The 14,758-nt window shown below is 73.5% G+C and carries 11 protein-coding genes; 4 read left to right on the top strand and 7 right to left on the bottom strand.

Annotated features, from left to right (window positions below):
* The first annotated feature begins 27 nt into the window (after positions 1–27).
* A complete protein-coding gene (locus tag OG202_RS34640; protein ID WP_327727657.1) occupies positions 28–1,185 on the top strand; it encodes a D-alanine--D-alanine ligase family protein in 1,158 nt (385 codons plus the stop codon).
* A 128-nt stretch (positions 1,186–1,313) separates the two neighbouring features.
* Here the strand turns inward: OG202_RS34640 and OG202_RS34645 are convergent, their stop codons facing one another.
* Entirely contained in the window at positions 1,314–1,835 is a 522-nt protein-coding gene (locus OG202_RS34645; protein ID WP_328224087.1) for a DUF3515 domain-containing protein, read from the bottom strand.
* Positions 1,836–1,855: 20 nt separating this feature from the next.
* On the bottom strand, positions 1,856–2,089 hold the full coding sequence (locus OG202_RS34650; RefSeq protein WP_033526900.1) for an Lrp/AsnC family transcriptional regulator: 234 nt from the start codon (positions 2,087–2,089) through the stop codon (positions 1,856–1,858).
* Positions 2,090–2,316: 227 nt separating this feature from the next.
* Here OG202_RS34650 and OG202_RS34655 point away from each other — a divergent pair, with 227 nt between their 5' ends.
* Positions 2,317–3,282: a thiamine-phosphate kinase gene (locus OG202_RS34655; protein ID WP_326576959.1), complete on the top strand. Its 966-nt coding sequence runs from the start codon at positions 2,317–2,319 to the stop codon at positions 3,280–3,282.
* Positions 3,279–4,088, top strand: a complete 810-nt coding sequence (gene thiD / locus OG202_RS34660; RefSeq protein WP_327727655.1) for a bifunctional hydroxymethylpyrimidine kinase/phosphomethylpyrimidine kinase — start codon at positions 3,279–3,281, stop codon at positions 4,086–4,088. The genes OG202_RS34655 and thiD overlap by 4 nt, the downstream gene beginning before the upstream one ends.
* Here thiD and OG202_RS34665 read toward each other — a convergent pair.
* The 3 genes from OG202_RS34665 to rpmB form a co-directional block, all read right to left on the bottom strand.
* Positions 4,063–4,359 carry a hypothetical protein gene (locus OG202_RS34665; protein ID WP_327727654.1) on the bottom strand — a complete coding sequence of 99 codons (297 nt, stop codon included), beginning with the start codon at positions 4,357–4,359 and terminating at the stop codon, positions 4,063–4,065. The two genes, thiD and OG202_RS34665, sit on opposite strands and share 26 nt — an antisense overlap.
* A complete protein-coding gene (locus OG202_RS34670) occupies positions 4,313–7,303 on the bottom strand; it encodes a BTAD domain-containing putative transcriptional regulator (RefSeq protein WP_328224088.1) in 2,991 nt (996 codons plus the stop codon). The genes OG202_RS34665 and OG202_RS34670 overlap by 47 nt, the downstream gene beginning before the upstream one ends.
* Before the next feature lie 144 nt (positions 7,304–7,447).
* Entirely contained in the window at positions 7,448–7,633 is a 186-nt protein-coding gene (gene rpmB / locus OG202_RS34675; RefSeq protein WP_003993230.1) for a 50S ribosomal protein L28, read from the bottom strand.
* 301 nt (positions 7,634–7,934) lie between these two features.
* On the opposite strand from rpmB, the gene OG202_RS34680 reads away from it, so the two are divergent.
* Positions 7,935–9,623, top strand: coding sequence for a DAK2 domain-containing protein (locus OG202_RS34680; RefSeq protein WP_327727652.1), 1,689 nt, complete (start codon positions 7,935–7,937; stop codon positions 9,621–9,623).
* 212 nt (positions 9,624–9,835) lie between these two features.
* Here the strand turns inward: OG202_RS34680 and OG202_RS34685 are convergent, their stop codons facing one another.
* Both OG202_RS34685 and OG202_RS34690 read right to left on the bottom strand, forming a co-directional pair.
* On the bottom strand, positions 9,836–12,814 hold the full coding sequence (locus OG202_RS34685) for a tetratricopeptide repeat protein (protein ID WP_328224089.1): 2,979 nt from the start codon (positions 12,812–12,814) through the stop codon (positions 9,836–9,838).
* Positions 12,811–14,706: an HSP90 family protein gene (locus tag OG202_RS34690; RefSeq protein WP_328224090.1), complete on the bottom strand. Its 1,896-nt coding sequence runs from the start codon at positions 14,704–14,706 to the stop codon at positions 12,811–12,813. The genes OG202_RS34685 and OG202_RS34690 overlap by 4 nt, the downstream gene beginning before the upstream one ends.
* Between the last annotated feature and the right edge of the window lie 52 nt (positions 14,707–14,758).

Consider the following 14,758-nt stretch of genomic DNA (forward strand, 5'->3'; position numbering starts at 1 on the left):
ACTACCAACGGGTACCCTCAACGCGATATGAGCACCGAGAACCTCCCCCAGAGCCCTGAGCAGCCGTCCCGCAAGCCGCGCGTGGCCGTCGTCTTCGGCGGCCGCAGCTCGGAACACGGGATCTCCGTGGTCACGGCAGGCGCCGTCCTGCGGGCCATCGACCGGACGAAGTACGACGTCCTGCCGATCGGCATCAGCCGGGAAGGCCGCTGGTTCCTCACCGCCGACGAACCGGAGCGGATGGCGATCACCGACCGCCGCACGCCGAGCGTCGAGGAGCTCGCCGAGTCGCGGGAGGGCGGCGTGGTGCTCCCCGTCGACCCCGCCAACCGCGAAGTCGTCTACAGCGAGCCCGGATCGGTGCCCAAGGCGCTCGGTGAGGTCGACGTCGTCTTCCCCGTCCTGCACGGCCCGTACGGCGAGGACGGAACCCTCCAGGGCATGCTGGAGCTCTCCGGTGTCCCGTACGTCGGCTCGGGCGTCCTCGCCTCGGCCGTCGGCCAGGACAAGGAGTACATGAAGCGGGTGTTCACCTCCTTCGGGCTCAAGGTCGGCCCGTACGTGGTGATCAGGCCGCGCGAGTGGCAGCTCGACGAGTCCGCCGCCCGCAAGAAGATCATCGATCTCGCCGGTGAGCACGGCTGGCCCCTCTTCGTGAAGCCCGCCCGCGCGGGCTCCTCCATCGGCATCACCAAGGTCGACGACCTGGCGGGCCTCGACGAGGCGATCGCCGAGGCCCAGCGCCACGACCCGAAGATCCTGGTCGAGGCGGCCCTGCGCGGCCGTGAGATCGAGTGCGGCGTCCTGGAGTTCGAGGACGGCCCCCGCGCCTCCGTCCCCGCCGAGATCCCGCCGCCCGAGGCCCACGCGTACTACGACTTCGACGCCAAGTACATCGACTCGACCCCCGGCATCGTCCCGGCCCCGCTCACCCCGGAGGAGACCGCCGAGGTCCAGAGGCTCGCGGTGGAAGCCTTCGACGCCGCCTCCTGCGAGGGCCTGGTCCGCGCGGACTTCTTCCTCACGGAGGACGGCGAGTTCGTGATCAACGAGATCAACACGCTCCCCGGCTTCACACCGATCTCGATGTACCCGGCGATGTGGAAGGCGAGCGGAATCGAATACCCGGAGCTGGTGGACCGCCTGGTCCAGGCCGCCCTGCACAGGTCGACGGGCCTGCGCTGAGGCGCCTTCGAAAGGGGCGGAGCCCCTTTTTCGAGGGGCGCGGGGAACTGCGCGACCAGCCACAACCGGTCCGCAGCCTCCCGACGGCCTGCCGAGGCACCCCCTTAGGAGGCAACCCCTTCAGGAATCTAGGAGGCAACCCCTTCAGGAATCGCTTTCTCGATCGCGGGCGCCAGCCCCACCAGGATCGGCGAGGTGTCCTCCCCGGCCCGATCCGCCGACACCGACACCTCCACATACGCGGAGCGATTGGCGGTGGTGAAGCGGTACGACCCGTCGTCCCGCTTCTCCATCAGCCAGTCGACCCCGTCGACGGCCCCGGCCACCGCATCGGCATCGCGCCCCTCGGCCACCCCGGGATCGATCATCTTCGGCGGCTGGGGCACACCACAGCGCAGTATGATCACCGCGTCACCCCAGCCCGCCGTCAGCGCGGAGGCCGGCTGCGGATCCCGGCGGCCGAGACCGTCCACCTTTCGCGGCAGCACCTCGTCCAGGTTCCGGCACAGTTTCACGGCGGCAGTCCCCGCGCTGGGAACCGCCGCCGAGCCGCCGTCGTCTGCTGAGGAGCAGCCCGTGACGGCGATCAACGACACGGCCAGGACGGGAAGCCCGAGGCGAGCGGGGCGCCGGTGACGGAACGAGTTCACCGGCCAAGGGTAGACGGGGGCTACAGGTGCACGACCGGGCAGGTCAGGGTGCGGGTGATCCCGTCCACTTGCTGGACCTTCGCGACCACCAGCCGGCCGAGGTCGTCGACGGTGTCGGCCTGGGCGCGCACGATGACGTCGTACGGACCCGTCACGTCCTCGGCCTGGATGACACCGGGGAGTTTGCTGATCGTGTCGGCGACGGTCGACGCTTTGCCGACCTCCGTCTGGATCAGGATGTACGCCTGTACCACGGAACCTCCAGGGCGGCCACGAGGATCATGTGGATCATGTCGGGAAAAGGAACGCCACGGTATCGCGTCGTCCCGCACCACGGGGAGACCCGTGGAGGCCGCGCCACGCACACCGGGGTGCGGGGACGACGGAAGTTGACGGTCCACTCGACCGTACCGAGCACGAGAACGGCCCGCGACCGGGCGCGACAGACACTGGAAGCGGCACGAGAAGGGGCGATACGACGATGAAGGGCACCGTGGGAGAGCTGGGGGAGTTCGGGCTCATCAGGGAGCTCACCTCCCGGCTCACCACCACCCCGGCGGTCCGGGTCGGCCCCGGCGACGACGCCGCCGTGGTGGCGGCGCCGGACCGCAGGGTCGTGGCGAGCACCGACCTGCTCCTGGAGGGACGGCACTTCCGGCGCGACTGGTCCACGGCGTACGACGTGGGGCGCAAGGCCGCCGCGCAGAACCTCGCCGACATCGCCGCCATGGGTGCCGTACCCACCGCGCTGCTCCTCGGCCTGGTCGCGCCCGCCGAACTTCCGGTGACCTGGGCCACCGAGCTGATGGACGGCCTGCGCGACGAGTGCCAGGTGGCCGGCGCGGCCGTGGTGGGCGGTGACGTCGTCCGCGGCGACACCATCATGATCTCGATCACCGCGCTCGGTGATCTGCGCAACCACGAGCCCGTGACCAGGGGTGGAGCCCAGCCCGGTGATGTCGTGGCCGTCACCGGCTGGCTCGGCTGGTCCGCCGCCGGGCACGCGGTGCTCTCCCGGGGCTTCCGCTCGCCGCGGGCCTTCGTGGAGGCCCACCGGCGCCCCGAGCCGCCGTACCACGCGGGCCCGGCCGCCGCCTCCCTCGGCGCGACCGCGATGTGCGATGTCAGCGACGGGCTGATCGCGGACCTGGGGCACATCGCCGAGGCGAGCAAGTGCCGGATCGACATCCGCTCCGGCGCCATCGACATCCCCACCCAGATGCACGACATCGGTCAGGCCGTCGGTGTCGACCCCCTCCAGTGGGTGCTCACCGGGGGCGAGGACCACGCGATCGTGGCCACCTTCCCGCAGGACGTGAAGCTGCCCGCGCGGTGGAAGGTGATCGGCGAGGTCCTCAACCCCTCCGCGCTGCCCCAGGTGACCGTGGACGGGGCGCCCTGGACCAGCAAGGGCGGCTGGGACCACTTCGCGGACATCGAGTCATGAGTCCCGCGCCGCCGAGGGTCCTCACCGTGGCCGGGTCCGACTCCGGCGGCGGGGCCGGGATCCAGGCCGACCTGAAGACGATGCTCGCGCTCGGGGTGCACGGCATGAGCGTCGTCACGGCCGTCACCGCGCAGAACTCCCTCGGCGTGCAGGGCGCTTGGGAGCTTCCCGTGGAGGCCGTGCGCGCCCAGTACCGCAGCGTCGTCGACGACATCGGCGTCCAGGCGGTCAAGACCGGCATGCTCGCCTCCGCCGAACTCGTCGAGGCCGTCGCCGAGTTGCTCGCCGCCACCGACGCGCCGGTCGTCGTCGACCCGGTCGGTGTCTCCAAGCACGGTGACCCGCTCCTCGCCGCCTCCGCGCTGGACTCCGTACGGACGCGCCTGCTGCCGGTGGCCACCGTCGCGACCCCCAACCTCGACGAGGTGGCCCAACTCACCGGCGTACGGGTCCAGTCGGAGTCCCAGATGAGCGAGGCGGCCGAGGCCCTGCTGGCGTACGGGCCCCGGTGGGCACTGATCAAGGGCGGACATCTCTTGGGAGACGCCGTCGATCTGCTCACCGACGGCTCCGAGGAGTTCTGGCTGCGGGCCCCCAGGTACGACAACCGGCACACGCACGGCACGGGCTGCACCCTCGCCTCCGCGATCGCGTCGCACCTCGCACGGGGGCGGACCGTGCCGGAGGCCGTGGCGGCGGCCAAGGAGTACGTCACCGGGGCGATCGTCGCCGGGTTCGCGCTCGGCGGGGGGATCGGGCCCGTGGACCACGGCTGGGTCCTCACACGGGGTACTCCGGCAGCTTGATGTTCGTCGCCGACTTCTCGGTGAGCCGCTTGAAGAAGGCCGCCAGCGGGCGGGAGGCGAGCAGGCGGTACATGCGGTCCCGGCCGCGGATCCGCCGCTCGGTGGGCGGCGCGAAGAACGGGCCCGCGTTGCCCGAGGTCTTCTGGCAGCCCTCGGCGAAGTCCCTGATCCGGGACTCGTACGCGGCGAACGCCGTACGGTGGTCACCGCCCGCCAGGGCGAGTTCACCGGCCAGGACGTACGCGCCGACGACCGCCACACCGGTGCCCATGCCGCCCATCGTGGCGCCGTACGTCGCGTCCCCGAGCAGCGCCACCCGGCCCTTCGTGAGCCGGTCGACGTGGATCTGGGCGATCGCGTCGAAGTACAGGTCGTCGGCCGCCTCCAGCGCCTTGAGGACGTGCGGCCCCTCCCAGCCCATGCCCGCGAAGCGCTCGGTGAGGATCCGCTTCTGCCCGGCGATGTCCTGGCGGTCGTACGACAGCCGTGCGGAGCGGAAGACCAGCAGCACCACCGCGCGGTCCGGGTCGCCGTCGTAGTTTCTCCCGTACGTGTGCCAGGCCCTCGTCGAGCAGTTCCAGGGCGCGCCCGTACTCGCCGCGCCAGTCGGCGAACGAGGCCAGTGGGTCCAGGCAGTTGGCCATGCCCCAGCGGTCGCCGGTCGCGCGGAAGCCGTCCAACGCGCGCGTGAAGGCCGCCTCCGACGCGGCGGGGCGCCCCGCGAACAGGTCCTGGTAGGCGAGGCCGACGTCCAGCAGTGCCCGGCCCCATGGGTCGTCGCTCATCTGCACGGCCCGGATCTCCTCCTCCACGGAGAGGACCGGACCGCCGACGAGCGACCAGATGACCATGGTGGACGGCAGCCGCAACGGCTCCTCCAGTGCCCGCAGTACGGCCGCCACGCGCGCGAGGCGCTCGGGTTCGCCGGGGTCGTCACCGCGTCCGGCGACCGTGTGCATCACACACAGCGCGTACTCCTCGGCCAGTCCCGGGGGCGGCACCTCGCCCACGGCCGCCAGCAGCGCGCGGGCGAGCGGCAGATGCTCGCTCTGCGGACCGCGCAGCCGCCAGAACCACGACAGGGACGCCATCAGTCGCAGCGCGGCCCCGCTGTCGGTGTGCGTCAGGTGGCGCAGGGCCGCGTCGAGATTGCCGTGCTCGGCGGTCAGCCGTTCCAGCCAGGGCAGCTGCCCGGCACCGCGCAGGACGGGTTCCGCGCGCTCGGCCAGTGCCAGGAAGTACCCGGCGTGCGCGGTCCGCAGCCGCTGCGGATCGTTCTCCCCGGCGAGCCGCTCGGCGGCGTACGCGCGGATCGTCTCCAGCATCCGGTACCGCCCGTCGGCGACCTCCACCAGCGACTTCTCCACCAGCGAGGCCAGCACGTCCTCCGCGTACGGCACCCCGCACACCGCCTCGACCGCCTCCGCCGTCGCACCCCCGGAGAACACGGCCAGCCGCCGCGCCAACTCCGGCTCCGCCTCGTCCAGCAGTTCCCAGCTCCACTCCACCACGGCCCGCAGCGTGCGATGCCGGGGCGCCTTGGTGCGGTCGCCGCGGGAGAGGAGACGGAAGCGGTCGGTGGCGGGGGCGCAGACGGTCCCGGGAGTGGGCCCGTGGGTGCCCAGCCGGGTGCCGAGGCGGTCGGCGAGGCGGTCGGCGAGGTCGTCCATGGTCAGGGTGCGCAGCCGGGCTGCGGCCAGTTCGATGGCCAGGGGCAGGCCGTCGAGGGCGGCGCAGATGTCGGCCACGCGCGCGTGCTCGCTGGGACCGGCCACGCGCGCGTGCCCCTCGACACCGGGGGCGGTGATGTCCTGGCCGATACCGATACCGATACCGATACCGATACCGCTGCCGAGGTCGGGGCGTACGGCCCGCGCGCGGTCCAGGAACAGGTGGCCGGCGAGTTCCGGGGGCAGTGGCGGCACCGGCACGAGGATCTCGCCGGTGATGCCGAGCGACTCGCGGCTGGTGGCGAGCACCTGGAGGCCGGGGCAGCCGCCCAGCAGGAGGCCGACGAGGCGGGCCGCCTCCTCGACCAGATGCTCGCAGTTGTCGAGCACGAGCAGCAGTTCACGTTCCTCCAGGGCGGCCAGCAACCGTTCCGTGGCCTGCGCGACAGGGCTCCCGGGCCCGCGCAGACCCTCGCGTACGCCGAGGGCCGCGAGAACGGCGTACGGGATCTGCGCGCCGTCGGTCAGAGACGCCAGCTCGGTGACGCAGACGCTCGTGGAGGCGGCCTCGTGGGCCCGCGCGGCCTCGATCGCGAGCCGCGTCTTGCCCGCCCCGCCGGGCCCGGTCAATGTGACGAGCCGGGCACCGGAAGCGCGGGAGGGAGAGCGGGAGAGGGTGCGGTCGGCCGGGCCGGAGCCGGACAGGGCGGGCTCGGACCCGTCGGGGCCGGTCAGGAGCGCGGCGATGCGCGCCAGTTCGGTGTCCCGGCCGATGAAGCGGGTGAGTTGGGCCGGTACGCGGGGGCGACGTGGGCCCGGGTCCTGGCCCCGCAGCAGTTCGCGGTGGAGTGTGGAGAGCCCGGGCGACGGGTCGGCGCCCAGTTCGTCGGCGAGGACGCGCCGGGCCTCCTCGTAGACGCGGAGCGCCTCGGCCGGGCGCCCGCTCGCGTGGAGCGCCCGCATCAGCTGGCCGTACAGCCGTTCGCTCAGCGGGTGTGCGGCCAGCAGCGTGCGCGTCTCGGGGACGAGTCCGGGGCCGCCGCCGAGCGCGAGGTCCGCCTCGATCCGGTCCTGCACGGCGGCCAGCCGCAGCTCGTCGAGGCGGGCGACCTCGGCGTACGCGTCCGGCAGGTCGGGCAGCGCGGGCCCGCGCCACAGGGCGAGCGCCTCGCGCAGCCGGGCCGCCGCCCGCGGAGGGTCCCCGGCGGCGAGAGCGCTTCGCCCTTCCCCGGACAGCTGCTCGAAGAGGTGGGCGTCGACGGTGTCGGGCGGGACGGCGACGCGGTAACCGGCGGGCGTGGCCTCGATCCGCGCGTGCGGGCCCAGGCGTCTGCGCAGCCGGGAGACCTGGGACTGGAGCGCGTTGGCTGCCCCGGCGGGTGGCCGGGCCCCGTACAGGCCGTCGATGAGGCGCTCGACGGAGACGGTACGGCCCGCGTCGAGGAGGAGCAGCGTCAGCAGGGCGCGGGGGCGGGGGCCGCCCGGGTCCAGCGAGGCGCCGTCGTCGGTGCGTAGGGCGAGGGGACCCAGGATGCCGAACCGCATTCACGGGATTCTGGCAGCAAGGGGACGTGCGGGCACGGCCGGGAGGGACGCAGGAGGGCACGCGGGCACAGCAAAAAGCCGGCCCACCCTATGGTGGACCGGCTCTGTGCGGCGAACCGGCAGTGGCCGCGCGCTGGCTGAGCGTCAGCGCGAGACCTTGCCGGCCTTGATGCACGAGGTGCAGGCGTTCACGCGCTTCGGCGTCCCACCGACCACGGTACGCACGCGCTGGATGTTCGGGTTCCAGCGACGGGACGTACGGCGGTGCGAGTGCGAGATGTTGTTGCCGAAGCCCGGCCCCTTGCCGCAGACGTCGCAGTTGGCAGCCACGGGTCACTCCAAAGACTTCAGATGCGCTTACGGTTGATCCCGGCATGCCGGGATCACGACCCCATTGACTGGGATCTGAGTGGCGCTGCCGGGGGGAAGAGTCCGACCCGGATCATCGATCCGAACCGGACAACCGGAGCAGCATACAACGACTGCGTCGGTACAACGAAATTACCATGGCTGGTCCGGGGCCCGTCCCGGCCCTCTTACCGGCGGTCACCGCTGCGGGTCTACGCTGCGTGCGACGTGCGGCGTCCCACCTGGCCCACGTCCAGCAGCCAAGCAGCTCAAGGAGGCGCAGGTGCCGCAGGTGCCGCAGACGTTCTTCGATGCTCTCGCGGTACGCACCTGGTGCGGACTCGCGCTGGCGGCGCTGGGTCGCGCGCGCGAGGAGATCGACGCCATCAACGTGTACCCGGTGGCCGACGGCGACACCGGCACGAACCTGTACCTGACGATGGAGTCGGCGGTGGCGGCCGTCGAGGCGGTGTTCGCGGGCCACGAGACCGGAGGTCCGCCCGCCGGTGCGGGGAAGCCGACGCTCGCCCAGGCCGCGCGGGCCATGGCGCACGGCGCGCTGATCGGGGCCCGGGGCAACTCCGGGACGATCCTCGCCCAGCTCCTGAGGGGCATGGCCCAGGTCCTCGCCGATGACGGTGAGGCGGCCCACACCGACGGCCAGGGCCTGCGACTCGCCCTCCGGCACGCCGCAGACTCCGCCCGCGACGCCGTCGCCCATCCCGTCGAGGGCACCGTCCTCACGGTCGCCTCCGCCGCCGCCGACGCGGCCACCGACGCCGAGGGCGACTGCGGAACGGTCGCCCGCGCCGCCTACGAGGGCGCCGGTACGGCCCTGGCGGCCACCCCCGCCCAACTGGCCGCCCTGGCCCGCGCCGGCGTCGTGGACGCGGGCGGACGGGGACTGGTGGCGGTGCTGGCGGCGCTGGTGGAGACGTTCACGGGGGAGGCGCCGAGGGCGGTGGCCGTTTCCGGGGGGCACGCGCGCGTGGCCGACGTCGCCGCGGTCGTGGAGGTGTGCGCGGACGACCGGCCCGAAGCGGAGGGGCCCGCCTTCGAGGTGATCTATCTCCTGGAGGCGGAGGACGCGGCCGTGGCCCGCCTGCGGCGCCGGCTGGACGAGTTGGGCGACTCGCTCGTCGTGGTCGGCGGGGACGGGTTGTGGAACGTCCATGTGCACGTCGACGACGCCGGGGCCGCCGTGGAGGCCGGGGTCGAGGCCGGGCGGCCGTACCGGATCCGGATCACGCACTTCGGGGCCGAGGACGCCCACATGACCGGTGAGGCCGGGCGCCGGCCGCGCGAGCGCGCCCAGCGGGCCGTGGTGGCCGTCGTGCCGGGGGAGGGGCTGGCCGGGCTCTACACCGAGGCCGGCGCGACCACGGTCCTGGCCCGCCCCGGGGAGCCGCCCGCCAGCGGGGAGCTCGTGGAGGCCGTACGGCGTGCCCACGCGCGCGAGGTGGTGCTGCTGCCCAACGACGCGGACCTCCGCCACACGGCGGCGGCCGCCGCCGAGCAGGCCCGCGCCGAGGGCGTCCGGGTCGCCCTCATCCCCACCCGCTCGGCCGTCCAGGGCATCGCCGCCCTCGCCGTCCACGAGCCCGACCGCCGCTTCGACGAGGACGTCGTCTCCATGACCTCCGCGGCAGGCGCCACCCGCTACGCCGAGGTCGTCATCGCCGAGCGCCAGTCCTGGACCATGGCCGGCATCTGCCAGGCCGGGGACGTCCTCGGCCTCATCGAGGGCGATGTCGCCGTCATCGGCTCCGACGTCACGCGGACGGCGACCGCGGTGGTCGACCGCATGCTCGCCGCCGGCGGCGAAATGGTCACCCTCGTCCTGGGCGACGAGGCCCCCACCGACGTCGTGGACCACGTGGAGACCCGGGTGCGGGAGGGATACCTGGCGGTGGACACGGTGGTGTACCGGGGCGGGCGGCAGGGCGCGCTGCTGCTGATCGGTGTGGAGTAGGGATTTTCTCGCCCCCGCCGCCCCTACCCGTCCCATCCTCCAGGGGCTGCGCCCCTTCGACCCCCATCCGCGGGTCCGTGGGGCTTCTCGCGCAGTTCCCCGCGCCCCTAGAACAGGGGCGCGGGGAACTGCGCGAACGGGGTCCGGGGCGGAGCCCCGAGGGAGGGGACGGGTAGGGGCGGCGGGGGCGAGAAACCATGGTCGCCCCCAACTCAGCCCTCTTCCCGCGCCCCCGCGGCCCCCGCCACCTCCGACAACCGCTCCGCCTCCGCCCGCCGAGCCACCGCCGTCTCGTCGTCCCGCCCGGCGAGCGCGGACACCACACCCCGCGCCCGCCCCGCGGCCGCGGCCCCCCGCCGGAGGTCGGCCTCCAGCCACCCCGCAGCGAGTTCCACGGCGGTCCGCGCGTCGAGGAAGTCCTCCCCGAGGGACTCGTACACCGACACCGCCCGCTCGACGAACCCGAGCGCCTCCTCGAAGACCGGCCCGAAGGACGCGAGTTCCGCGTCCTCGGCCACGGACCGGGCGAGCAGGTCGCCGAACTGCCGGCAGGTCTCGCCGAGTTCCGCGGCGATCCGCCGCCGGTTCTCCTCACCGGTCACATCGGACAGGGCCGCCTCGCAGCCCACCACGGCGTCACCCATCAGCTCCCGGGCCTCGTCCAGGGCCGACGGCTCCGCGCCCTGACGGCTCTCCCGCGCCGCGTACCAGGCCCGCGCCCGCAGCGCCCGGACGTACCCGTGGACGTTCCCCAGCTCACCCCAGAGATCGACGGCACGCGCGTACGCCCGGTCGGCCTCGCCGGGCAGCCCCGCGCGCGCGAGCGCCTCGGCGGCGAGATGGGCGAGCATGGCGTGGTCGCGCTGCTCGGGCCAGTGCCGGGCGATGTCGGCGGCCCGCAGCCACCGTTCGGCGGCCTCACGGTGCTCACCCAGCTCGGTGTGGCAGTCACCGAGCCACCACAGGGTCTGGGCGACGGCCCCGTCCCCGTGCGTCTCGGTGGTGAGGTCCGGCAGCGCCGACTCCAGCACCTCGGCCGCCTCCGCCCACCGTCCCAGCCGCAGCAGGAACCCGCCGAGCAGATGCCGGGCCCAGGCGCCGAGCGTCGGACCCTCACCCGCCTCGTCGGACCAGTGCGCCGCCTCCAGGGCGTGCGCGGAGGCCTCCTCCACCCGCTCGCCGGCGCCGAGCAGCTCGGCCAGCTGGAGGTGCAGCTGCGCGTGCCCCACCGCCTCCAGATCCGCCCCGCCGTGCTCCAGCGCCGAACGGGCCGCCCGCTCGGCGGTCTCCAGGTCCCCGAGATGCTGCGCGACCCCGGCGAGCCGCGCCTCGTACTGCACCGCGAACCAGGGCAGCCCGGCCGCCACATACCGCTCCGCGGCCTCCGCGAACAGCCCGGCGGCGGCCTCCGCGTCCCCGCCGTGCGCGGCCAGCTCCCCGAGCATCGCCCGCGCCTCCGCGGCCCGCGAGGCCAGCCGTACGTCCTCCGCGTGGCGCGGCTCGGCGCCCGCACAGAACTCGGCCAGCTCCCGCACGGCGGCCTCGGCGGGGGCCACCACGTCGGCGTCCTCGCTCTCGTGCATCCGCTGCACGAGTATCCGCGCCCGCCCCACCAGCACGGACGCCGTCTGCCGCACGCCCGTCCGGCCGTCCGCCCAGAGGGCGAGGATCCGCTCGTACGGCTCGGAGATCAGCTCCAGGGCCGCGTCGGGGTGGCCCGCCAGGGCGTGCACGTTCGCCCCGCGCGCGCGTGCCGCCAGTGCCTCGCCGGGGTCACCGGCCTCCTCGTACAGCTCGGCCGCCCGTTCGAAGAGGGTGCGGCCCTCCGGCCCGAGGCCGATCGCCTCGTGGTCGACGATCTCCGCACGGTCCCAGGCGTCCAGCTCCGCGCCCTCGGCCTCGGCGGCACGTGACACGGCGGCCCAGGCGCCGACCGACCCGGGATGCAGGGACTCGGAGAGCCGCCGCGCCTCCGCGAGGAGAGCGGGCAGGTCCTCGGGGGCCGCCATGCCCTCCGTCCGCTCGACTTCGGCGGGCGGCCGGGGCGCCGGCACCGGAACGACGGCCCGCGTCGAACGCACCCCCAGCGGCAGCCGCTCCAGCAGCGGCGATCGGTCCATCCGCTCCCGGACATGGGTGCTGACGTACGCCGTGCCGTTGCGCTCGTCGAAGAGCGCGGCCAGCGCGAGGGCCTCCTCGCGCGCGTGGGCGGCCAGTTCGCGGGCGGTCCAGCCACGCCCGGCGGGACCGGGGACGTTCTGCTCGCCGAACCCACGCGCGGTGAGGCGGCTCATGAGCAGGGCCACCACACTCATGAAGTCCAGCTTGCTGCGCGGGTCCCCGGAGTCGGTGAAGTACGCCGGACGCTCGGCCAGCAGCTCCAGGCCGCGTGCCTCGTTACCGGTCAGGGCACAGAACTCCACGTGGTCCGCGTACGCGCCCCGCATGCTCTCCATGGCCCGCACCAGCCGGAAACCCCGCAGATGGTGGGCCCGCGCCTCGTCCGGGCGCCCCAGGCGCAGCAGCGGCACCAGGGAGGACGCCAGGACGGTGTGCGGCTCGTGCGCGCACGTGTACTCGCCCTCCAAGACCGGCGCCCACAGCTCCAGCGCCTCCGCTTCCCGGCGCCGCAGGGCCTGCCACCAGCCCTGCCCGTGCAGCTCGCACGCGTGACAGTCGGCCATGGCGTCCCGGTCGGCGGCCAGCCACGCCCCGTACGCCCGCTCGGCCCGCGCCAGGTCGCCGATGTGCGTGGCCACACTGAACTCGGCGCTGCGCACGGCCCGTTCCGAGTGCCCGGCGAGCCGGTAGCGGTGCTCCATCTCGCCGAGCCACTTCTCGATGGAGGCCAGCGGGACGTGCGGCTGGTTCAGCATGCCGGCCGACATCCACTTGAACACCCAGTGCAGGGAGTGGACCTCGTACTCGTCGAAGTCCTCCGGGCGCTCGTCCCACATGCGCAGCAGACGCGCGAAGGGGACGAACATCTTGTCCTTCTCGGAGCTGTAGTTGTAGACCTTCAGCTGATGCCCGAGCGCCTCGATCACGGCGAGCGGCACGTTCAGCTTCTCGGCCTGAGCGAGCAGCAGTTCCGCGCGCGCGTTGCGGGCGGGGCCCTCCGGCTGCTCGTAGTTCTCCGCCATGGCCCGGCGCAGCTCGTCGAAATCCGTGATGTCGCTGAACCGGCTCATCGGCGGCCGTCCTCCCCGAAACCGGAACCCGAACCCGAGCCGGGCCCCGACCCGGGATCGGTGTGCGTGGCCCACTCCAGCAGGCCGATGAAGGCACGGTTCAAAAGCGCCGAGTCCGCGGGCCTCAGCGGTCGCTGGGCCATCAGCAGGGCCTGCCCGTACAGGGACTCCGTGGCCGTGCCGATCAGCTCCCGGTCGGACAGGGAACTGATCCGCCGGATCAGCGGGTTGAGATGGTTGAGCACCAGCCGCGCGCGCGGGGCGCTGCTCCGCAGCGAGCCGAGGATGCCCGCCCACAGGTCGTCGGCCCGCTCCTCCGCCTCCGCACGGGCCTGCTCGTGCCGGGAGGACCGGTCGTCCAGGTGCAGCGCGGGCACCGAGAGCGGATGGAAGGCCCGCAGCACGACATCGCACCCCAGGGGGTCCAGTCGGGCCCGCGCGGCCGACAGGAAGCCCGTCAGCGCCAGCTCCTCGTCCGGGTCCAGCGTGTCCAGGTGCGCGGTCACCGTGTCGGCGTCCAGCTCGGCGACCACCGTCCCCGGGCGCACCGACGGCAGCGCCTCGACCAGCTCGCTGTCGTACGTGTAGCCGCCGTTGACGACCCCGACGCCCTGCGCGGACGCGATCGGGGCGACCTGGCGGTACTCCTCGACCGTGCGCGTGAAGTGCACCACCGGGTGCCGCTGCGCGAACTCCTCCAGGGACAGCCGCCCGTCGGTCGTCTCGAAGGGCAGCCACGGCAGCATCGTGCGCAGCATCTCCCTGTCGTGCCGCGCCAGGGACTTCACGCCCAGGTAGTGCACCGACAGGAAGGCCGCCAGCCGCTCCGGATCGCCCGCGGCGAGCCCCGTGAGCCAACCGCGGATCCTCTCGCCCAGCGCCTCCCGTACGGCCGCCAGGGTCTCGTCCTCGTACAGCGACTCCCGCGACGCCGTGGGCCGCAGACTGTCCGTGTCGAGGACACAGCGCACGAAGAACGCCCAGTCCGGCAACAGTTGTTCGGCCCGCTCGGTGAGCAGCATGCCCTTCAGATGCACCCGGTGGGTCGCCCGCTGGGCGGGGCTGACGGCGGCCGGCAGGACGTACGCCACGCCCCGGATCCCGGCCAGCGGCACGTTCAGCTCTATCGAGTCCAGCGGCGTGAACCCGAACAGGTCGTGGCAGTGCCGGGCCAGGGCCACCCGCCGGGTGGTGGGGGAGGGGTACGCGCGGTCCCAGGGCGCCGGCAGATCGGTGACCGCCTCGTCGCCCACCCGGACGTCGTACGGCAGCAGCGACCCGAAGTCCCGCGCCAGTGTCAGTACGCGCGCGGGGGAGAGCCATTCCGCCGCGCCGGGCCGCGCGAGCAGGTGCACGGTCGTGCCCGGCTCGGGACGCGCCTCGTCGGGCAGCGTCCGCACGGTGTACGAGCCGTCGTCGGCCGCCGTCCACTCCACGGGCGGCGCGTCCGGCGTACGGGCGCTGCGGCTGACCACGCGGATCCGCTCGGCGACCACGAAACAGGCCAGCATGCCGATACCGAACTGCCCGAGAAAGTCCGAGCGGACCTCCTGAATGCCACCGTCGTCGCGCTTCGAACTGCGCCCGATGGTGGCGAGCAGGTCGTGTACGTCGGCCTCGGTGAGCCCGATGCCCGAGTCCTCCACCCGCAGTGCGCCGCCCTCGGCGAACAGCCGTACCCGGGCGGGCGCGTCGGGCTGCTCGACGTGGCGCGCGGTGATCGCGTCCACGGCGTTCTGCAGCAGCTCGCGCAGATAGACCTTCGGACTGGAATAGAGGTGGTGCGAGAGCAGATCCACCAGGCCACGCAGATCGACCTGGAACGTATGAGGCGACTGGGGCGCCTGAGGAGTCTGGGGTGCCTGGGATGACTGTGAGGTCATTGAATCCATCGTCGCAGCGCCGGTGGGGTGGGAATCTGGCGACGGCGGCGGGGTCGGGCGG

Source organism: Streptomyces sp. NBC_00310, assembly GCF_036208085.1.
GTDB lineage: Bacteria > Actinomycetota > Actinomycetes > Streptomycetales > Streptomycetaceae > Streptomyces.